Annotated in this window: 13 protein-coding genes, 1 tRNA gene and 1 pseudogene; 12 read left to right on the forward strand and 3 right to left on the reverse strand. The window is 61.6% G+C overall.

Annotation, left to right across the window (positions count from 1 at the left end; all coding sequences use genetic code 11):
- The first annotated feature begins 207 nt into the window (after nt 1-207).
- The 8 genes and pseudogenes from NE850_RS16125 to cysK all read left to right on the forward strand — a co-directional run bounded on the left by NE850_RS16125 (nt 208) and on the right by cysK (nt 12,150).
- Nucleotides 208-2,919: a hypothetical protein gene (locus NE850_RS16125; protein WP_310698915.1), complete on the forward strand. Its 2,712-nt coding sequence runs from the start codon at nt 208-210 to the stop codon at nt 2,917-2,919.
- A gap of 596 nt (nt 2,920-3,515) precedes the next feature.
- Complete coding sequence (gene acs / locus NE850_RS16130; protein ID WP_007175517.1) at nt 3,516-5,498, forward strand: acetate--CoA ligase; 1,983 nt, start codon at nt 3,516-3,518, stop codon at nt 5,496-5,498.
- Between the two features lie 148 nt (nt 5,499-5,646).
- Nucleotides 5,647-6,042 carry a DUF4212 domain-containing protein gene (locus NE850_RS16135; protein ID WP_310698916.1) on the forward strand — a complete coding sequence of 132 codons (396 nt, stop codon included), beginning with the start codon at nt 5,647-5,649 and terminating at the stop codon, nt 6,040-6,042.
- Nucleotides 6,043-6,046: 4 nt separating this feature from the next.
- Complete coding sequence (locus NE850_RS16140; protein WP_310698917.1) at nt 6,047-8,065, forward strand: sodium:solute symporter family protein; 2,019 nt, start codon at nt 6,047-6,049, stop codon at nt 8,063-8,065.
- Between the two features lie 60 nt (nt 8,066-8,125).
- A tRNA-Ser gene (locus tag NE850_RS16145) sits at nt 8,126-8,216 on the forward strand.
- 134 nt (nt 8,217-8,350) lie between these two features.
- Nucleotides 8,351-9,494, forward strand: a pseudogene (locus tag NE850_RS16150) (NtaA/DmoA family FMN-dependent monooxygenase); the annotation flags it as partial.
- Nucleotides 9,495-9,621: 127 nt separating this feature from the next.
- A complete protein-coding gene (locus tag NE850_RS16155; RefSeq protein ID WP_007175514.1) occupies nt 9,622-10,887 on the forward strand; it encodes an SfnB family sulfur acquisition oxidoreductase in 1,266 nt (421 codons plus the stop codon).
- A 285-nt stretch (nt 10,888-11,172) separates the two neighbouring features.
- A complete protein-coding gene (gene cysK / locus NE850_RS16160) occupies nt 11,173-12,150 on the forward strand; it encodes a cysteine synthase A (protein WP_310698964.1) in 978 nt (325 codons plus the stop codon).
- 260 nt (nt 12,151-12,410) lie between these two features.
- Here the strand turns inward: cysK and NE850_RS16165 are convergent, their stop codons facing one another.
- Together NE850_RS16165 and NE850_RS16170 are read right to left on the reverse strand one after the other, a co-directional pair.
- Nucleotides 12,411-13,238, reverse strand: a complete 828-nt coding sequence (locus NE850_RS16165; protein ID WP_007182508.1) for a MetQ/NlpA family ABC transporter substrate-binding protein — start codon at nt 13,236-13,238, stop codon at nt 12,411-12,413.
- 307 nt (nt 13,239-13,545) lie between these two features.
- Nucleotides 13,546-14,562, reverse strand: coding sequence for a sulfonate ABC transporter substrate-binding protein (locus NE850_RS16170; RefSeq protein WP_007182507.1), 1,017 nt, complete (start codon nt 14,560-14,562; stop codon nt 13,546-13,548).
- Between the two features lie 630 nt (nt 14,563-15,192).
- Between NE850_RS16170 and NE850_RS16175 the strand changes: the two genes are divergently transcribed.
- From NE850_RS16175 to NE850_RS16190, 4 genes are read left to right on the forward strand one after another with little or no spacing between them, the layout of a single operon-like run.
- Nucleotides 15,193-16,851, forward strand: coding sequence for an ABC transporter substrate-binding protein (locus NE850_RS16175; RefSeq protein ID WP_165185468.1), 1,659 nt, complete (start codon nt 15,193-15,195; stop codon nt 16,849-16,851).
- A 1-nt stretch (nt 16,852) separates the two neighbouring features.
- Nucleotides 16,853-17,782, forward strand: coding sequence for an ABC transporter permease (locus NE850_RS16180; RefSeq protein ID WP_007182505.1), 930 nt, complete (start codon nt 16,853-16,855; stop codon nt 17,780-17,782).
- Entirely contained in the window at nt 17,779-18,648 is an 870-nt protein-coding gene (locus NE850_RS16185; RefSeq protein WP_310698918.1) for an ABC transporter permease, read from the forward strand. Before NE850_RS16180 ends, NE850_RS16185 begins: the two co-directional genes overlap by 4 nt.
- Nucleotides 18,645-20,417: an ABC transporter ATP-binding protein gene (locus NE850_RS16190; RefSeq protein ID WP_310698919.1), complete on the forward strand. Its 1,773-nt coding sequence runs from the start codon at nt 18,645-18,647 to the stop codon at nt 20,415-20,417. Before NE850_RS16185 ends, NE850_RS16190 begins: the two co-directional genes overlap by 4 nt.
- A gap of 281 nt (nt 20,418-20,698) precedes the next feature.
- On the opposite strand, the gene NE850_RS16195 is transcribed toward NE850_RS16190, so the two are convergent.
- Nucleotides 20,699-21,973, reverse strand: coding sequence for an acyl-CoA dehydrogenase family protein (locus NE850_RS16195; RefSeq protein WP_007182501.1), 1,275 nt, complete (start codon nt 21,971-21,973; stop codon nt 20,699-20,701).
- Between the last annotated feature and the right edge of the window lie 28 nt (nt 21,974-22,001).

Raw genomic sequence — 22,001 nt, forward strand, 5'->3', positions numbered from 1 at the left:
GGGCTGGTTGACATGGTCGCACCTCGATGAGTTGTGGACGAACGGCGCGCGCTGAAAATCCGCTCACCGGCAGCGCCATCAGATCATCGGTACCGCAGCCGCATGTCGTACGGGAATATTAAGTTTGTGCGTGCATTCGGGCGGAGCCGACTCATTTCGCTGTGCTGTAGCGATACCACAATGCAGTCGATGGGCATGACCTAATGAATGCTCGTATCGCTCCATTCAGAGGTCATCGAAATGACGACATCCACTTTGAACAGCACAGTGCGTGAAAGTGCACATGAAGATGGTTATCCTAAACAATATGATAATGGCGTGAAGCAGGGCGTCTCGCCGTCGCTCCCGACGATCCAGTCGCCCGACCCGCACGACCCAGTGTCTCCCTCCCTATCTACACCGTTCTCCAACAGTCTGAACTTCAAGACAGGACTTCTCCTGTCTACGTTGAACACTCTGCAGGACCGGCAGTCTCGGCCGGGAGACAGTTCCTTTTCATCCCGATTGATCTCGGCAAACCGTATGGGGCACGCGGCTAACGGCATGGCGTCGAATCTTGGGAGGTTCTTCGGTTCGTTAGGAAAGGCGCTGGATCCGTACGGTGGACAGAACACTACCCTGGCCGGATTGCAGGCAGGTAAGGGACTGGGCAACGCGATCGGCTATGCGATCGATTTCTCGAAGGTCGAGGATAAGCAGGCAACAGCGCGTAATTACATGCGTGGACCCTTGAGACAGGGAGCTTTCTCGCTTCTCCCCGGACACGATCCGAACGAAGAAATCATGCTCGTTCATTTCCGACCAGCTTCGGCATCGAAACAATCCCAAACGACCACACCCAGAACGGGTGATGCGCAAGTGCAAACGACGAACTCGCTGTATCAGTCGCACGGCACGCAGACGCGTTCGCCCGCAATGGGTCGCGATAGACGGACTCAAACGGATGGTTCCAGCGTCAGCCGGACGACGCAAACGCAGCAATTCGCGCATAGCCGCCTCACGCAGACGGATCCGAATCAAACCGAAATGCGACTGGCGCACGCGCCCGACGAAGAGACAGCGGACGAGCACGGGAATTGGCCGGCAGGCAATCACGCCAGTACTCAAACGGATAAGCAGGTTGTCGATGAAGAAACCCAGATATCGCGAAACGTGCAGGGTGCCGAGGTCCAGACGCGTTCGCGAAGAACAACGGATAGCGGTAATCAGGCGACGCCGCGGGTCGCCGACGCAGGCAATCAGAGTCGCATCCATGTGGCGGATCAGGCCGTGCAAACGCACTCATCGAGCCAACTGGATGAATCTGTTCAGACAAGCGCGCAAATGGAGCACAACGAAACGCAAACGAACCTCCGCCAGCATGACCGCGCGGTTCAGACTGCCAATAAGGCGAAGATCGATACAGCGACTCAGGCCGCTCCGTTCAAGACCACGGCAGGAACCCAGACAACGATCGTGAGGCACGACGCCGACGTACAGACCGTGCCGCCAAGCGTTGCCCCGTCAGGGACGCTGAAGCCGGATGCCTCAGACGGCGCTGGGCAACCAGTGCAGCCGGGTGTCCAGCAACGAAGAAGCGGGCATGATGCCGGATCTCAGGCCGGGGGGACGTTGCTTGATCGTGCATCTCAAGCGAATGTCGGCACTCAGCAGCGCGCCACGCAGATGTCCCCACCGGTGACCGATCATCACGGCAGTCAAACAGTGGTCATAACGCGCGAACGCGACACCCAGGCCGCGCCGCCGGTCCGATCTCGGGCTGTTCAGACTGAGCGCGTGTCCGCGAACTCCAACGTTCCCGAAGCTACGCGCAAGGTGCTGCCAGGCAGCATGAAAGCCAATGGCCACTGGTTACCGATCGACATACTCGCGCTGGCATCGAGTTCGACGAACGTGAACAACGACTCGAACACGATGAACAGGATGTCATTAGCCGCAGACTCGTTCAGTACCAGCGGCGACGCCATCGCCGTAGCCAACATCAACGGCAACAAGCTGCTGGGCCTTTCGTCGAAAGCACTGTCGCTGCTCGGCACGGCGATCGGACTCGCTCCGTCAGTCGGGCAATTGTCTTCCGATGTCAAGGAACTGATCCGTAATCCGGGAAACGAGCAGGCGAAATGGAACGTGGGTAACGACGCCGCGCAACTCGCAGGCGGCCTCCTCGCAACGGCCGCGTCTTTTGCTTTTCCGCCGGCGGCACTTGCACCGTTGCTGCTACCGAACTTCGCCGAGATCTATCACGCGGAGGCGCTTCGGCAGAAAGTCAGCGACCTGCGCGCGCAGGGGCTCAATGCAGAAGCCGACGCACTTCACACTGAGTATCAGAAAGCTGCACTCAATGCGACGCCTGTGGTCAACTGGTTCTCTTCTTTCTATACACCTGCCATGCGACCTGCCATCGAGAGCTTCGAACTATCTCAAGGAAACAAGCCCGGCGCGGCGCCTATGGGGGACATAGGTTCCGCAGCCAGAGGCGACGCGACTGTTCTCGACTACTACGGACAAGCGATGCAGCAGCGTGGACAGAGTCTCGCCAAGTCCGCGACACCTTACCTGAAGGCGCTAGCCAAGGACACGGGAACGGACTCCGTTACGATCGTATCGCGTGCGCCGCAGATGTTTGGGTGGCCATCTACGGGACAGCCGATGCGCGTATTTGACCGATCGATTGCGATGACCTATTCGAAAGAAACCGGCTCGGTGAGCTATCAGTTCTTCGGCAAGGAGAAGGACGGCGTTTTCCGGCTTCCCGTGCTGAACGAAGGCGTGACGACAGGACGTGGAAAAAAGAACCTTGTTGTCTTGGGTAATATGCTGGACCCCGACAAGCAGGGGGTTAAATTCGATCTTCAGGCGTATCGCGGCGATAAAACGGGCAGCATCTATCTGGTCGACCCCAATCACTACACGGCTTGAGGAATGGGAAGCGGCTGGGCGTTGATCCTGATTTAATTTCCAATACTAAGTAAAGTAGAGAGCCTGCTAATCGGTATTGCAGCGCCTGTATTCAGATGGCGATGCGCGCTTGCCGGATTGCAGTCATGCCGCTCCGGGGCCGCCGACAGGGCGGTGAACTCGCGAAGGCGACTGGGTTCATCGAGCGACGTCGCGTCGCTCGTCCGGCCGCGGTGCGGCGCTGCTGGCAGACCGCTACAAAAGCGCTGAACTACCCAGGAGTAACCCTGGGTGATGCTTGGGAATGGCGATGACGACGCGCATGTCTGCGGTGTGCCGTCATGACACGGCTGGATGGCTTCGGCTAACATTGAAGAATATAAGCGGCAGTGCGCGTCACTGCCGACGATACCGCTGCCCGTAAGTAGCAGGTAAGTTGCGGCCTTTATCGTGTTTGAGAGTCGGTGAGCGATCGCGCGCATGGTGCAGTGCGGCAGAGGCGATCGGGTTGCCGAGGGTTGGAGACACCCGCCGCAGCTTTCGGGCGCCATACGATACGGCGCGTTTCACGCGCGTCGGCACAGGTTTTACGTTTCATCTTCACCAAGGGGTTGTCGATGTCTGCGATTGAATCGGTTCTTCAGGAACGCCGTGTTTTCCCGCCCTCCGCTGAAACAGTAGCGGCTGCGACGATCTCCGGCATGGATGCGTACCGGGCGCTCGCCGCCGAAGCGGAGCGCGATTACGAAGGTTTCTGGGGGCGCCTCGCTCGCGAGACGCTAAGCTGGAATACGCCCTTCACCAAGGTGCTCGACGAATCGAAGGCGCCGTTCTACACGTGGTTCGAAGACGGCCAGCTGAACGCGTCGTACAACAGCATCGACCGTCACGTCGAAGCCGGCAACGGCGGGCGCGTCGCGATCATTTTCGAGGCCGACGACGGCACCGTCACCAACGTCACTTATCAGGATCTGCTGCAACGCGTCTCGCGCTTTGCGAACGCGTTGAAGAAGCGTGGCGTGAAAAAGGGTGACCGCGTGGTGATCTATATGCCGATGTCGATTGAAGGCATTGTCGCGATGCAGGCTTGCGCGCGGATCGGCGCCACGCACTCGGTCGTGTTCGGCGGCTTTTCGTCGAAGTCGCTCAATGAACGGCTGGTGGACGTGGGTGCGGTCGCGCTCGTCACGTCGGACGAGCAGATGCGCGGCGGCAAGGCGCTGCCGCTGAAGAACATTGCCGACGAAGCGCTCGCGATGGGCGGCTGCGAAGCGGTCAGGAGTGTGATCGTGTACCAGCGCACCGGCGGCAAGATCGCCTGGAACGCAGATCGCGATCTGTGGATGCATGAACTCACGCAGGCCGAATCGGATCAATGCGCGCCCGAGTGGGTCGGCGCCGAGCATCCTTTGTTCATTCTGTACACGTCCGGGTCGACCGGCAAGCCGAAGGGCGTGCAGCACAGTACCGGCGGCTATCTGCTGTGGGCCGCGCAGACCATGAAGTGGACCTTCGACTGGAAGCCCACCGACGTGTTCTGGTGTACCGCCGACATCGGCTGGATCACCGGCCATAGCTACATCACGTATGGTCCGCTGACGCTCGGCGGCACGCAGGTCGTGTTCGAAGGCGTGCCGACCTATCCGAACGCCGGCCGTTTCTGGGACATGATCGCGCGGCACAAGGTGTCGCTGTTCTACACCGCGCCGACAGCGATCCGCTCGCTGATCAAGTCCGCCGACGCCGACGGGAAAGTCCATCCGAAGAGCTACGACCTGTCCACGCTGCGCGTCATCGGCACGGTCGGCGAGCCGATCAATCCGGAAGCGTGGGTGTGGTACTACGAGAACGTTGGCGGCAGCCGTTGCCCGATCGTCGATACGTGGTGGCAAACGGAAACCGGCGGTCACATGATCACGCCGCTGCCGGGTGCCACGCCGCTCGTGCCGGGTTCGTGCACGTTGCCGCTGCCCGGCATCATGGCGGCGGTGGTCGATGAAACCGGCCAGGACGTGCCGAACGGACAGGGCGGCATTCTGGTGGTGAAGCGCCCGTGGCCGTCCATGCTGCGTAACGTGTGGGGCGATCCGGACCGCTACAGGAAGAGCTACTTCCCCGAAGAACTCGGCGGCAAGCTGTATCTCGCCGGCGACGGCGCGGTGCGCGACAAGGAAACCGGCTACTTCACGATCATGGGCCGTATCGACGACGTGCTCAACGTGTCGGGCCACCGCCTCGGCACGATGGAGATCGAATCGGCGCTGGTATCGAACCCGCTCGTCGCTGAAGCGGCCGTGGTGGGGCGCCCCGATGCGACAACCGGCGAAGCCGTGTGCGCGTTCGTGGTGCTCAAGCGTTCGCGTCCGGAAGGCGAGGAAGCGGTGAAGCTCGCCAACGAACTGCGCAACTGGGTCGCCAAGGAGATCGGTCCGATCGCCAAGCCGAAGGACATCCGCTTCGGCGAAAACCTGCCGAAGACGCGTTCGGGCAAGATCATGCGCCGCCTGCTGCGCTCACTGGCGAAAGGCGAGGAAATCACCCAGGACGTGTCCACGCTGGAGAACCCGGCGATTCTCGATCAGCTCGGCGAGTCGCTCTGAGCTTGGGTTTGCCGGTGCAAGTGGCAGGGGCGTATCGAACGGTGCGCTCTTGACCTGAGGCAACTATCGGCCACTCAAGCCGGCTCGCCATGGCCACCGCGCGGACAATCCCGATTGCCTGCACGGTGGCTTTTTGATACATAGGCGCATGGCCGCGCCGCACCCTCCCTCTCACGCTACGCTCAATCCTCCGCCCGAACCTCCCGCGGTCTCGGCGGCGATGGCGCGCGCGCACCAGAAGTACTGGCGCTTCAACCTCGCCCTGATCGCGACGCTGATGACGGTGGGCTTTCTCGTGTCGTTCGTCCTGCCGCTGATGACGCCGGCTCTCGCGCAGGTGCGTATCGGCGGTTTCAGGTTGCCGTTCTACTTCGGCGCGCAGGGCGCGATCCTGATCTACCTGGCGCTCATCGTCGTGTATATCGTGCTGATGCAGCGCGCCGATCGCCGGCTGCAACGCGCCTTCGTTGCGGACGCAGGCGCCGTGGTCGGCATTGCCGGCGCCGACGGTGGCGCTGGCACGCCCACCGCGCGCGGAAACTGAGCCGATGAAGCTCACGAACCGGCTGATCCGTTCCTACGCCCTCTACACGCTCGGCTTTCTGCTCTTCATCTATGTGATGTGGCGCATCGAGCGCACTACCGGTCCGGGCGTCTGGATCGGCTATGTGTTCCTGTTCGTGCCGATCGCGGTGTATGCGGTGATCGGCTTGCTGTCGCGGACTTCCGATCTGGTCGAATACTACGTGGCGGGACGGCGCGTGCCATCCGCCTTCAACGGCATGGCGACGGCCGCCGACTGGCTTTCGGCGGCCTCGTTCATCGGCCTTGCCGGCTCGATCTATGCGACCGGATATGACGGTCTCGCGTATCTGATGGGCTGGACCGGCGGCTATTGCCTCGTCGCATTCCTGCTCGCGCCGTATGTGCGCAAGCTCGCCCGCTACACGATTCCCGATTTTCTCGGCACGCGTTTTTCGAGTAACGCAGTGCGCGGCCTCGCGGCGCTATCGGCGATCCTGTGCTCGTTCGTTTATCTGGTCGCGCAGATCCAGGGTGTCGGCCTGATTGCGACGCGCTTTATCGGCGTGGATTTCGCCGTGGGTATTTTCTGCGGGCTAGCGGGCATTCTGGTGTGTTCGTTTCTCGGCGGCATGCGTGCCGTGACGTGGACACAGGTCGCGCAGTACATCATCCTGATCGCCGCGATTCTGATTCCCGTGTCGATGATCGCTCACAAGGACGGCCTTGGCTGGGTTCCGCAATTCAACTACGGCCGCCTGATGGAGCGTGTGGAAGGCCTCGAGAAGCAGGTGCGCGAGGCGCCGCTCGAACAGACCGTGCGCGACGATTATCGGCGCCGTGCCGCGCTGATGCAGGTTCGGCTCGATACCTTGCCGCAATCGTTCGTCGACGAGAAGCTGCGTCTCACGCAGGAAGTTGCCGATCTGCGCCGCCATAATGGGCCGCTGCGCGAGATCAAGGAACGCGAGCGGGCGCTCGAACTGTTTCCACGCGACGCCGCCGCCGCGCAGATCGTCTGGACCCAGCGGCGCGATGAAATGCTGATGCGCGCCGCCGCGCCGGTGCCGATGCATGAGCCGTTCCCCGCCCCGAGCGACGAAGAGCGGCGCACCCATGAACGCAATTTCCTGTCGCTGCTGCTGTGCCTGTCGCTCGGCACGGCGAGCCTGCCGCATATCCTGACGCGCTACAACACGACGACCTCGGTCGCTTCCGCGCGACGCTCCGTCGGCTGGACGCTCTTCTTCGTCGCGCTGTTCTATCTGACGGTGCCGGTGCTCGCCGTGCTGATCAAGTACGAGATATTGACCAACCTGGTCGGCCATCACTTCTCGGACTTGCCGCAATGGCTCATGCAATGGCGCAAGGTGGAGCCGAGCCTCATCAGTCTCGCCGATACCAACGGCGACGGCATTGTGCGCTGGAGCGAGATCCAGATGCAGCCCGACATGGTCGTGCTTGCCGCGCCGGAGATCGCGGGGCTGCCGTACGTGATGTCGGGGCTGATCGCCGCGGGCGCGTTGGCCGCGGCGCTCTCGACCGCGGACGGTTTGCTGCTCACCATCGCCAATGCGCTGTCGCACGATGTCTACTACCACATGGTCGATCCGAACGCGTCGAGTCAGCGGCGCGTGACGATCTCGAAGATTCTGTTGCTGGGGGTGGCGCTGTTTGCGTCGTATGTGGCGTCGCTCAATACGGGGAACATTCTGTTTCTGGTGGGCGCGGCGTTTTCACTGGCGGCGTCGAGCCTGTTTCCTGTGCTGGTGCTCGGCGTGTTCTGGAAGCGCACCACCCGGCTCGGGGCGGTGGCGGGCATGGTGGCGGGGCTGGTGGTGTGCATCTATTACATCGTCTCCACGTACCCGTTCTTCACGCAGATGACGGGCTTCGCCGGCGCGCGGTGGTTCGGAATCGAGCCGATCAGCTCAGGTGTATTCGGCGTGCCGGCGGGCTTTCTGGTGGCGATCGGCGTGAGTCTGATCGACCGGAAACCGGACGCTTATACGCGGGCGCTGGTGGACTATATCCGCCATCCGTAAGGCGGATTGCGCGAGGGTGTAGCGCAGGGCGCGAAGTTTGCTATAATTCGGCTCCCCGCCGGAGAGATGGATGAGCGGTTTAAGTCGCACGCCTGGAAAGCGTGTATAGGTTAATAGCCTATCCGGGGTTCGAATCCCCGTCTCTCCGCCAGAAATGAATGATAAGCCGTTGAATCTAAAGAGATTCAACGGCTTTTTGTTTTTCTGGCCCACAAATCGGCTATCGAGAAATTTTCCTTGCCGTTGAGTACGCAACAGGAAGGTCCTTGCGGCTGCACTGGCATTCCCTTGCAACCGGCGGCGCCGATCGCGATGGTCACCGAACATCTCGGCATCGGTATCACGGCATCGACATCATTCGAACATCCATATACGTTCGCGCGCAGGCTGTCGACAGCGGACCATCACACGAAGGGGCGGGTCGGTTGGAATATCGTGACGTCCTACCTCGAGAGTGGGGCCAGGAACGTGGGGCAGAGCGGTCTCGCGGTTCATAACAATAGATATGAGATCGCTGCGGAATACCTCGAGGTGATCTACAAGCTCCTGGAAGGTAGCTGGGAGGATGGGGCGGTTGTGCGTGACCGTGAAAAGCGAATCTTCGCTCATCCGGAAAAGGTGCATGAAATCGGCCATAAGGGACGTTATTTCGACGTGCCGGGCTACCACCTGAGCGAGCCGTCGCCGCAGCGTACCCCCGTTCTTTACCAGGCCGGATCATCGGGCGCCGGAAAAGCATTTGCTGCTGGACATGCCGAATGCGTATTTGTGTCCACTCCGCTGCGCAGCACGCTACAGGAGTATGTCGCTGATATCCGCCGCCGCGCTGCAGTGGCCGGGCGCGACCCACGATCGATCCTGACTTATGCGCTCGTCACGGTGATCGTCGACGAGACCGATGCGAAGGCGCAGGCCAAGTTCGAGGAATATCAGCGATACGCGTCGCGTGATGGCGCGTTGGTACTTCTGTCAGGTTGGACAGGCATTGATTTTGGCCAGTATGCGCCGACGGATCTGGTCAAACAGGTTGAAACCAACGCGATTATCTCGGCTGTCGAGCATCTGGCGAATGGCGGTAAGAAGTGGACGATCGACGAGCTGGGGCGGTGTCGGTGGGCTCGGTCCGGTGTTCGTCGGTTCGGCTTCAACGGTAGCCGACATTTTGCAGACATGGGTTGAAGAAACCGACGTCGATGGCTTCAATCTGGCTTATGCCGTCGCCCACGAAACGTTTGCCGACGTGGTGCATTACCTTGTGCCCGAGTTGCAGCGGCGTGGTGTTTATCCGACTGTCTATAAACCCGGGACACTGCGCGAGAAGCTTTTCGGCGAGGGCGCGTACTTGCCGGAAAATCATCCGGCCAATCAGTATCGCGATATCGAGCGAGTCAAGCGCGAGCAGCAACAACAACTGGCCACCGCAGGGTGATCGGGGAGACCGGGTGTGGGAACTGTTCAGCTGGTTGATGTGGATGTGCCAATCGGTGCCGCATTTGCAGAGGTGAGGTTGAGCGTGGATATCCTGGCGCGTAATACTCCTCATGGTTTTGCAAATCATGTCTGAGAAAATAGAAGATGGAAAGGTAGCGTCCCGTCATCGTGTGAATTCTTCCGAGCCGTTCGAGCCACGTCCACGTCCGGGCGTACCTGCGCACACGATCCGCGATGATGCCGAGGCGATCACGGTTGCCCAGCGTCTTGCCGCCGAATTCGCCGGCGGTGCTTCCGAGCGTGATCGCGAGGGGTGGATTCCCGTCGACGAGGTCGATGTGTATTCGCAGTCGGGCCTCTGGGGCATCACGGTGCCGCGCGCTTATGGTGGCGCGGACGTGTCCTATGCGACGCTCGCGGAAGTCATCCGGACCATTGCCGCAGCCGATTCGAGCATCGCGCAGATCACGCAGAACCATCTTGCGCTCGTCTCGCATATCGCTCTCGATGCGAGCGAAAGCCAGAAGAAGCATCTCTTCGAACTGGTGCTCAAGGGATACCGCTTCGGCAACGCATTCTCGGAGCGTAATAGCCGTAACGTCGCCGCGTTCGAGACGCGACTCGTCGAGCAAGGTGACGACGTGGTCGTGAATGGGCAGAAGTTCTATACGACCGGTGCGCTGCTCGCGCATATCGTACCGATTGTCGCAGTCAACGCTGACGGCGAGGGCTTTCTGGTGTTTGCGGATCGTGACGTGCCTGGGCTGACAGTCGTCAACGACTGGTCGAGTTTCGGCCAGCGTGTGACGGCATCGGGTTCGATTCTGATCGACAACGTGAAGGTGCCGAAGTCGCGTGTGGTGCCCGTAAAAGCATTTGATCGTCCGACCGCTGCGGGACCGATCTCGCAGATTATCCAGGCAGCGATCGACGCCGGGATCGCCAAGGGGGCGCTCGACGAGACGGTCGCCTTTCTGCGAACAAAGAGCCGGCCCTGGATCGACAGCGGCAAGGACACGGCAGCCGAGGATCCCTTCACGATTGCAACGATCGGGAACCTCGTAATCCGGTTGCACGCGGCGGAAGCGCTGCTTGATCGGGCTGGACGTCGTATCGACACGGCGCTGCGCGAACCCGGTGAGGACACGGTGAATGCAGCCGTACTTGCAACTTCGGAGGCCAAGGTGCTGACCACGGAGATTGCCATAGAGGCAACGAATCGCCTGTTTGAACTGGCAGGAACGCGTTCGACGCTGGCTGAGCACAATCTCGACAGGTACTGGCGCAATGCGCGCGTGCATACGCTGCATGACCCGGTGCGGTGGAAGTATTTCCACGTCGGAAATTACACGCTGAACGGTGTCAGCCCGCCGCGCTATCCCTGGAACTAGGTTTTCTGCCCGAGTGGGCTCCCGGCAAGGAAACTCGCCAACGAACTCCGTTAGTCCGTTCCGAATTGCAGATGGGTCGCGAGGCCGGGCAGCGTTTCGAGGTTGGGACGAGAGCGGAGCAGACCGTCAAACAGTTTGCGTGAAATCAATGTGTCGGGCCGGCGCCCGTCAGGACGCTTGTGAGTACCGGTGGTTCGGGATACTGTGCAACGACGGGCGTTCCGCTTGACTCTTGAAGCAGCGGCTCTACACTTGGCGCCATCAAATGGCGCAGGGGATAACACTATGGCACGGTGGTTTGAAGACAACTCGCGCTCCATCGGTCACACTCCGCTGGTTCGTCTCAATCGCGTGACGGACGGCGCTCCAGCGACCGTTCTGGCGAAAATCGAAGCGAGAAATCCCGCCTATTCCGTGAAGTGCCGGATTGGAGCCTCGATGATATGGGACGCAGAAGCGCGAGGCCTGCTCGGTCCGGGCAAGGAGATCGTCGAAGCGACGAGCGGCAACACGGGCATTGCTCTCGCCTATGTGGCGGCGGCGCGCGGGATTCCGCTCACCCTTACCATGCCGGAAACGATGAGCGTCGAGAGGCGCAAGCTACTGCTCGCCTTTGGGGCGAAACTCGTGCTGACCGAGGGCGCGCGCGGCATGCCGGGTGCCGTGGCGAAAGCGGAAGAGATCGCCGCTTCGCAGCCTGATCGTTACGTTCTGCTTCAACAGTTCAAAAATCCGGCAAACCCCGATATACACGAAAAGACAACGGGTCCGGAGATCTGGGACGACACCGACGGCGGCGTGGATATCTTCGTATCCGGCGTGGGAACCGGCGGCACGATTACCGGTGTGTCGCGTTTCATCAAAAAGATCAAAGGCAAACCGATACTGTCAGTCGCGGTTGAGCCGGCTGCGAGCCCGATTCTGACGCAGACACGGGCGGGTGAGCCGCTAAAGCCGGCGCCGCACAAAATTCAGGGCATTGGTGCCGGGTTCGTTCCCGACGTTCTGGATCTTTCTCTGGTCGACGATATCGAGCAGGTCTCCAATGAAGAGGCGATCCTTTATGCGCGGCGTCTCGGCAGCGAAGAGGGGATACTCTCGGGCATCTCGTCCGGGGCGGCCGTCGCGGTTGCGGTGCGACTCGCAAAGCGCCCGGAGAATTCAGGGAAAACGATCGTCGTCATACTTCCCGACTCGGGTGAGCGATATCTGAGCACAGTCCTCTACGAAGGACTCTTTGACGCCCAAGGGAAGCCTGCGTAACCACGGGCGCGTTGCCGACCGGCAACGCAGAGAAGTTTGGGAACCTCAATGTAGCCCCTGCGAAATGCCAGGTTGGATTAATTGATCGAACCGTCCGTCCAGGCGAGCGTGCGGCCGTCGCTTGCGTTCTACAGCGCGCCGGAAGAGGTGGACAGCATGATCACCGTGGTGAAACGGCTGGCGGTGCACTGAGACGTCCGGCGCGCTTACGAAGAATGTTCAGCCTGCGGCGAGCACCAACACTGCTGTGCCAGATTTCCTTATTGCTGCGGCACGCCTTCCCATGCCGGCAGCGTCGCGCCGTGATAGACGGTCAGGATGGTGGACGCGACGTTGGTCTGCTGATAGCTCTCCACCAGCGTCTTCACCCAGGGCGCCTTCGCATCTTTCGCGTTGACAGCGATGAAGTTGCGATAGGGATTGCCCGGGACTTTCTCCTGCGCGATGCGCTCCTGCGGAATCTTGATGCCGGCCTTGATCGCCCAGTCGGTATTGACGACGGCGGCGTCCACATCGCCGATTGCGCGGCCAACGATGCCGGCGTCGAGCTCCTTGATCTGAATGTGCTTCGGATTATCGGCAATGTCGCGAGCGGTCGGCAGCAGGCCAACGTCGGGACGCAGCTTGAAGAGCCCGTTCGCTTGCAGAAGCAGCAACGCGCGGCCTTCGTTGCTCGGATCGTTCGGTACGCCGATCGTGGCGTTTTGCGGGAGCGCTGCGACGGATTTCACCTTTCGCGAGTAAAGGCCGATTGGTTGCACGTAGGTATAACCGACTGGCACGATCTCGTAGTGGCGCGCTGCAATTTGCGCGTCGAGATAAGGTTTGTGCTGAAATGAATTGGCGTCGAGGTCGTGTTGCGCGAGCGCTTCGTTTGGTTGAGTGTAGTCGGAGAACGTCGTGATCTTGACGGTGAGGCCATGCTTGGCCGCATTGGCCGCGACGGTGCGCCACACGTCTTCATCTTCGCCGGACATGATGCCGACACGCACTGTTTGATCGGCTGCCAACGCCGATTGTGCGCTCACGACGCCGCAAGTCAGAAGAAGGGACAACATGATGCGGCTGAGAGTACTGGTCGTTTTCATATTTTGTGAAGTCATCAAAATGAAGGATCAGGAGATCCTAGAGGCACAGCCGCCGTCACACAAACAATATCCAGCACTAACGTTATGGCGGATGAGCGCAAGCAGAAAGGCGCGGCGGCAACGCTAAAAAACAGGCGCGAACAAGTCGTGCGGACGAATCGAACGCGGCATACGCAGTTTCCGACCAGATAGCAGGTTTGACTCCAGCCAGGCATCGGGTCGAGAAATGGCAGGCGGTTTGATATGGGTCGGCGAGAGCGGCTATTGGCGCATCTGCCTGCCGGCGCCAGGATAAAGCCGCTTCATTTCATGCGTTTTGCCAGCGCGCGTCGGTGACGACGAGCTTCTTCGGGATCAGCTTGATGTCGTAAAGCGTGTCCGCGATTTGCTGTTGATACGCAAAGGTGCCCGCGTCGACCGGCAACACACCATAACCTGTGCGGCCGAGCGCGAGTTCGAGCGTGCCTGTGTCGAGGCCGGTAAGCGGTGCAAGCTGGGTAGCGACAGCCGCCACGTTGTGCTCGGCCCAACTGTCGAGCTGCTGAAGTTCGGCCAGCACCGCGTGGACGGCGTCGGCGTGCGCTGTCGCAAACGAACGGCGAGCGACATAATATTCGACGTTGCGCACCAGGCCTTCGCCATTCGTGAGCACGCGCGCGCCCAACTGGCGTTCGGCGGCGGCAAGATACGGATCCCAGATCGACCAGGCGTCTACACTGCCATTGGCAAAAGCGGCGCGCGCATCGGCGGGAACCAGGTAAGCCGTCTGGATCTCGTTGTAGCCAACCTTGCCGTGCTCCAGGGCTTTGACGAGCAGATAGTTGGCATTCGAGCCTTTGGTGACGGCTATTTTCTTGCCGCGTAACTCGGACAGCGAGCGGATCGGCGAGTCCTTGGGCACGATCAGCGCTTCGCCGCGCGGTGCGTCCGGCTCGGCGGCGATGTAGACGAAGTCCACCCCGCCCGCCTGAGCAAACACCGGCGGCGTCTCGCCCACGACGCCGATATCGACAGCATTTGCATTCACGCCCTCCAGCAATTGAGGACCCGCCGGAAATTCGAGCCACCTGACGGAAAAGCCGAGCGGAGCGAGACGCTTTTCAAGCGTGCCACGCGCCTTCAGTACGATGAAATTGCCATATTTCTGATAACCGATATTCACAACCTTGCCGGCTTGCGCATTGGCCGTGCCGCTTGCGCTCAACGCCATGCCGAGAGTGCCGAGTCCACGGAGCGCTGTGTCCGCGCCAAGGCTTGCGGCCATTTTCAATAACGAACGGCGGCTGTCGCGCACGCCGTTGGGCTTCGATTCGGTATTAGACATGAGGCGGATGTCCTGACGGGATAAACACGCCGCGCGAGCGGTATGGCGCTGCCGTTATTGCAGCAGCTTCGACGCACGAATGAGTGAGTGCGCATGATGCGCAACACTCAACGCGCCGTCAAAGAATAGTTTTTGCTATCGATACCGGCTATGCGGATATATGCCGTTGCTCAACCTTGCCGCCGTCGCCGGTGTCGTATTCGGCGGGCAGGCGAAGAGGATGTTGCGCGCCCTGAGCGCGTCGCCCAGGGTGTCGGTCGCGATGGGTAATCGGTGGGCTATTTCCCGGAATGCTATCCGCGCGGCTATGCGAATGAAGACCGCGCATACCCGTACATGCACTGCTAGTGCTTGATGGTGCGTTTTTCGTGCACATCATGAAATTCTTCTCGTACCGGTCGAGATATCCAAAGCAAATTTGCTTGGTTGTTGCACGACAGCGTTCAAACGTATGCTCACAGGTTCCTTCTTCAGGATGCCATACCTATGACCGTGCATGCAGCGACCGCCGCACAACGCAATGAGTGCTTGAGCCTGTCTCACGAAAGACAGAACCGAACCGCAGGGACGTCGACGCAACGCGTCGGCGTATGGGCCTATCGAGCCGCGCCAACCAGAGTGGTCCGTTAAATGAAAGCCGTTCATTTATCTCTGGCCGGACTCGCGGCCGTTGCCTTTGTTTCCATACTGAGCGGTTGCGGCAAATCCGATTCAGCACAAACCGGTCTGTCGGCGCAGGCAGCGAAGCCGGTCTCCGGTGGAACGCTCACCTGGGGTGTCACCACCGAGCCCGCCTGTTTCGACCCGCATCGCTCGTCGCAACAGAATGCCTTCTGGGTGGAGCGCAATTACATCGACTCGCTGATCAGCAAGAAGACCGACGGTACCTACGCACCGTGGCTCGCGAAGTCGTGGAGCGTTGCCGACGACGGCAAGAGCTACACCTTCAATTTGCGCGACGACGTTCACTTCACCGACGGCACGCCGTTCAATGCCGCCGCCGTGAAGGCCAATTTCGACTACATCCTGAACAATGTCAGCACCACGTCGGCCTCGGCGTCCCTGCTGGTTCACTATGACCGCGCTGAAGTCGTGTCGCCCTACGTCGTGCGTCTCGTCATGAAGCAACCCGATTCGACCACGCTCGAATCGCTGTCCAGCGTCAAACTGGGTTTCATTTCGCCGAAAGCGCTGGCCGGGAATCATGATCTGTGCGGAGGAGGACCGGGTGTGGTGGGAACGGGCCCGTTCGTATTCAGCGCCTATCAGCGTGGTCAGGCGGCCGTCTTCGCGCGCAATGCCGACTACAGGTGGGCACCCGGCAATGCACAACACCAGGGCGCCGCGTATCTCGACCGGGTGACTTACCGTTTCCTCCCCGAAGCGGCGGTGCGCACCGGTGCGTTGAGTTCCGGCCAGGTCGATCTGATCGAAGGCGTTCAGCCGACCGATGCGAGTGTGTTCGACAAGGTCGACGGTTTCCAGTACCTCACGGGCCCTTCGGCGACCACGTCTTTCACGCTGAACATCAACTACACCGTCGCCCCGGCCAGTGATGTCCGCGTGCGGCGCGCGCTGCGCGACGGCTTCGATCTCGATGCGATCGTGAAGAGCGTCTATCTCGGGACCGTGCAGCGCGCATGGTCGAACATCGGTCCGGACAATGCGGACTACAACGCCGCGCTCAAGGGTTCATGGGGCAACAACGTGGCCGCGGCGAACAAGCTGCTGGACGAAGCGGGCTGGACTCAACGCGATAGCGAAGGTTTCCGCACCAAAGACGGCAAGCGTCTGTCGATTGAGATCGGCTATCCGCAGCCGTATGTGCGCGACAGCCGCGACGTGCTGATTCGCGCTATCCAGTCGGCGTTGCGTCAGAACATCGGCCTCGATCTCGGCTTGCGCATCAACACGGCGGGCGATTTCGCGAACGAGAAGGCGACCGGCAACTGGACGATCTACCCCAACACCGACAATCCGTCCGACGTCGCGATGGAACTGTGGGACATGCTCGGCGACCAGGGTTTTCTGTACAACGCGATCAGGAATCCGGACCCGACGATCACAGACGCGATAAACCGTGCGCGCCTGCTGCCGGTCGGCGATGCGCGTCGCCAGTTGCTCGCCGACGTTCAGAAACGCGCCGTCGATCAGGCCTTTATCGTGCCGCTGTTCGCGCCGGCCTATCATCTCGCGGCGAAGTCGTCCGTGCATGGCATCGGCTTCGAGCCGGAGCTCGACGGTCCGGCCAGTTCGTACGACATCTGGGTCGACAAACAGGGAGGCTGACGTGGTCAGGAAGATCGTCACACGGCTGTTGACCGGTCTGCTCGTGTTGTGGCTTGCCGCCAGCGCGGCGTTCGTCGCGATTCACGCACTGCCGGGGCGTATCGAGGACGTGCTGGCCGGCGACCTTTCGTATCCGGGGCTGCGCGAGTCGATTGCCGCGCAGTGGGGACTCGACCACAGCCTGCCGTGGCAGTACGGACGATTCCTGCTGCGCCTCGCGCATGGCGATCTGGGGATCTCGTTCGTGATGCAGCAACCGGTGCTGGCCGTGCTCGGCAGCCAGCTCTGGCCGACTGTGCAGCTCGCGGCCGCGGCCGGCGTGCTCGCCATTGTGCTGGCGCTGGTGGTTGCCACCTCGACTGCGGGATTCAGCGGAGGCGCCGGCGCATGGGCGAGCCGCATTGCCTCGACGCTCGAACTCGCCTTTACGTCCACGCCCGTATTCTGGCTCGGGATGTTGTTGCTGATCGCGTTTTCGTTTCACTGGCGTCTGTTCCCGGTCTCCGGCGCGGCGGGCTGGCGCGCGCTCGTGCTGCCGGCGGTGACGCTCGCGTTGCCCACGGCCGGGGTTCTGTCGCAGGTGATGCGCGAAGCGTTGGAGACGACCCTCGACAAACCCTTCGTGATGACCGTGCGGGCGCGTGGTGTTTCTGAGGCGGCCCTGCGTGTGCGGCATGTATTGCGCCACGCGTTGCTGCCGGTCGTCACTCTTGGCGGCTGGCTGATCGGCGGCCTGCTTGGCGGGGCGGTGATTACGGAGAAGATGTTCGGCCGCCCCGGCATCGGCAGTGTGACGCTGGCAGCGGTCACGTCGCAGGACGTGCCGGTGGTTCTGGCCGTCGTGTTGCTGGCGGCATTCGTCCATGTGGTCATGTCGACGCTGCTCGATGTCGCCTATCTCTTCATCGATCCCAGGCTGCGCAATTCATGAGTGATCTGCCGCTTTCTCCGGTTTCACCGGTTTCACCGATTGCGCGCCCTGGTTGGGCGTCGCGGGTTCCCGTGCCGGTGCTGCTCGCCGCAGCGTTCCTCGCGGTGCTTGCTTTTTCTATGGCTTTTCCGCGCGTCGTGACGCCTTACGACCCGCTGGTCAGCGATGTGGCGCATGCCATGCAGCCGCCGGACGCTACGCACTGGTTCGGCACGGACAGAATCGGTCGCGACGTGTTCTCGCGGGTGATCTACGGCGCCCGATATTCGCTGCTGATCGGGCTGTCGAGCATGATCGTGAGCCTGTTGGTGGGGCTCGTGCTCGGCGTGACGGCCGGGCTTGGCCGACGTGCGGTCGATGAAGGCGCGTCGCGTGTGTTCGACGTGTTGTCGGCGTTTCCGCCGGTTCTGCTGTCGCTGTTCGTGGTCACGTTTCTTGGCCAGGGGATCGTGAACATAGCGGTCGCGGTCGGCATCGCGGGGATTCCGAAGTTCGGGCGCGTGTTGCGCTCACAGACCCTTGGCGTGAGACGTGCCGATTACGTGACCCATGCCGTGACGTTCGGCATGTCGCGAGCCCGCGTGTTCGTGCGTCACATCCTGCCTAACGTGCTCGCGGCCGTGCCGGTGATCGCGACCATCGACATCGGCAGCGCGATCATCGCAGTATCCGCACTGAGCTTTCTGGGGCTGGGACCGCAACCGCCGACGCCCGAGTGGGGCGTGATGCTCGCCGAAGGACGCGACGTGTTGCGTGTCGCGTGGTGGCCGAGCGTGTTCCCGGGCATGGCGATCACGCTGACGGTGATGGCGTTTTCGCTGATCGGCAAATTCCTGGCTCGTGTCTATGGAGTGCGCACCCGATGAAAACAGATCCGTCATTGGCGCAGCCGCAATCGCTCGTCGATATCCGCGGGCTGAGCATCAGTTTCCCGCACGCCAACCAGGGGAAGCCGCTCGTACGCGGCGTCGATCTATCGATACGCGCCGGCGAATGCGTCGCGCTGGTGGGTGAATCCGGTTCGGGCAAAAGCCTGACTGCACGCAGTCTGATCGGTCTCGCCGGCCAGGGCGCGCGGATCGATGCGCACCGGTTCGATGTCAACGGCCTGCCTGCGCTCGACTTTCGCGAGCACGACTGGCGAGCGCTGCGTGGTGCGTTCGCGGGACTCGTCATGCAGGATGCGCTCGTGTCGCTCGATCCGCTGCGCACCGTGGGGGCCGAGATCGGCGAGGCGGTCGCGTTGCACGCCGGACTGCGTTCTCACGCTGAGCGCTCGGCGCGGGTGCGGGCTGTCATGAGCGATGTCGGCATTCCCGAGCCCGAGCGGCGTGTCCGTCAATACGCGCATGAACTGTCGGGCGGATTGCGCCAACGTGCGTTGATTGCGTCGGCGATTGCAGCGGGGCCCTCGCTTCTGATTGCCGACGAACCGACCACGGCGCTCGACGTGACCGTTCAGGCACAGATTCTCGCGGTATTGGCAGCCCGTTTGCGCGAGGGTGTGGGCGTGCTGCTGATATCTCACGATCTCGCAGTGGTCGCGGATATCGCAGACCGTGTATTGGTGATGTACCAGGGCGAAGTGGTCGATAGCGGTCCCACCGGAAGCGTGCTGAACAATCCTTCTCATCCTTACACGCGGCAGTTGCTCGCTGCGCAGCCCTCCGCGCTCTCGCGTGGCCATCAACTCGGGTCGGCGCGGATGGTGCCCGATCCGCAGGCACTCGGCGAAAGTGGCGAACTGACGATTCTGCGCGAACCACTGCCGGCCCGGCCGGCGCCATCGGACGAGATCGTGTTGAAGGTCGATGCGATCGGCAAGCGCTATGCAAGGCGCGGAGCAGCAGGCAACGATATGTTCACCGCACTCGACGATGTATCGTTCAGCGTGCACCGAGGTGAAGTGGTGGGGATCGTCGGCGAGTCGGGTTCCGGCAAAAGCACGTGTGCCAACATTGTGCTCGGACTCGTCACGCCATCCGCAGGCGCGGTGGATTTTCTCGGTACGCGCTGGAACGGCGCGAAGCTCAAGGAAGCATCGCGCCGCGCATTGCGGCCGCGTCTTCAATACATTCCGCAAGACCCGCTCAGTTCGTTCGATCCGCGACATACCGTGCAACAGTTGCTGCAAGAGGGGCTGTTCTCTGTGGACCTGTCCAGGCGCGCGGTGATCGATCGCAGTGTCGAATTGCTTGAACAGGTCGGACTCGATGCCGGGTATCTCGGCCGGCGGCCTGCAACATTGTCAGGAGGTCAACGTCAGCGTGTGGCCATTGCCCGGGCGATCGCTCCGGAGCCGGCGTTGATCGTGTGCGACGAGCCTGTATCGGCGCTCGACGTTTGTGTGCAGGCTCAGGTGCTGGATCTGCTGGCCGCTTTGCAGGCGCGACTCGCCATGTCCTTGCTGTTCATTTCGCACGACCTCGACGTCGTGCGTCATGTCGCGGACCGGGTACTGGTATTCAAGGACGGGCGGGTTGTGGAAGCAGGGGAGGCGGAACGTGTTTTCGAATCGCCGCAACATGCCTATACCCGCGAGTTGATGGCGGCGTCGCCGTCGGTGCGTCGCGTGAAGCGCTCGCTCGAACCGGGCGGGGCGCTGATGAACAGAAGCTTGCTCGTAACCCTATGAGCTTTGTCTGGTTGCCCCGCGCTTCAGTGCCCGTTATTTTCGAACCATGCCTGAATCACGCCAGCGGTGGCATGCAGCGAATCGACGTGCCACGTTGCCGGGATGCATTCACCGCGAGTCGTTTGCTCCGCGTCACTCCCTGATTGGTGGACCGGACCCGCTTCGAAGCGCAAACCGGCAAGCGGCGCCGGTGCATATCTCACGCATGATCGCCAATGCATGTACAAGCGTCCTTCCGCGATCGTTCGATCCCGGAAGGTTGATGACTCTTGCCGAACGACTCAGGCTTTGCCCACCCGATAAAAACTCGGCGGCAGAGTGCCGTTGACTGCAAATGCGCCGACCTGGCGTTCGCGATAAACGCGCGGATTGTGCGACGAAATCGTGCGCGCGTTACGCCAGTAGCGGTCGAGACCTTCCGTGCGCAGCGTGGCCGATGCGCCCAGCGCGTCGAACAGATCGGTACTCGCGTCGAGCACCAGCCGGGTCACGACCGAGACGGACTGATCCACTTCCACATGGGCCTCGGTGTTGGCATGCTCACGTCGTGCTTCGCTCGCAATCGGATCCTGGTGAGCCTCGTAGCTGCGCTGCAATGCTTTCGACGCTTGCAGCACCACGGCATTGGCGGCATAGGCCGCCGCGTGCAGACGTCCGACTACCTGAAGGATTTGCGGATCGTCGGCCACGCGCGCCGCGTTGCCGTGACTGTACACACGGTCGCGATGGTGCACGCGCTGCGCAACGTCGTCCGCGAGGGCGCGCCCGATACCGGCCAGCGACGCCAGGTGGACCAGCTGATAGAACGGCACCGCATACGGAAAACGCGAGGAAGTCGGGCGGACCCATTCGGGCTCCACCGCGACGTCCGTGAAGATCGCGGTGCCGCTGGCGGTGAGCGCCTGGCCGAAGCCATCCCAGTCGTCCACTACTTCGACACCCTGCGCATGACGCGGCACCTGCAGGTACACCGTCTCCTCACCATCCTGTGCGGCCACGGCGATCCAGTCCGCGAACAGTGAGCCGGTGGTGTAGAACTTCTTGCCGTTCAGGCGCAGGCCATTCGGGGTCCTCGCCAGATGGGTGGCAAAGGTGCCGACCCTGGCGCTGCCCGCTTCGGACAGCGCTGCGCCGATCAATGCGCCCTCCGCCAGCAGGCCGAGCCAGCGCGCGCGCCAATCTTTTTCAGGCGCGGTCAGTACATCCTCGACGAACCCCAGGTGCGCCCGCACGGCGTTGACCACGTTGGTGTCCGCTGCGCCCAGCTCGATCAGCAGCGCAATCAGTTCGGGCAAGGTAGCGTCCACGCCGCCCTGATCGCGCGACAAACGCAGGCGGATGAAGCCCGCTTCGCGCAACCAGCGGATTTCCTCGTGCGGCAGTTGATGCAATCGGTCGCGCTCGACCGCGCTGGCACGGATGCGCGCGAATAGTGGCCGGAAGCGGCTGGCGAGTTCCTCATAACGGTCGCTGGGCGCGGCGCCCCAGGCGGAGTGGGGCTCGAAAGGGGCATCGCTATCCGATGAGGCGATGGTCGCGGGCACGGCATGGGTCATGGTCGGTCACTCTTTGAGGGAAAATAAC

The sequence above is a fragment of the Paraburkholderia sp. USG1 genome, from assembly GCF_031570135.1.
GTDB lineage: Bacteria > Pseudomonadota > Gammaproteobacteria > Burkholderiales > Burkholderiaceae > Paraburkholderia > Paraburkholderia dioscoreae.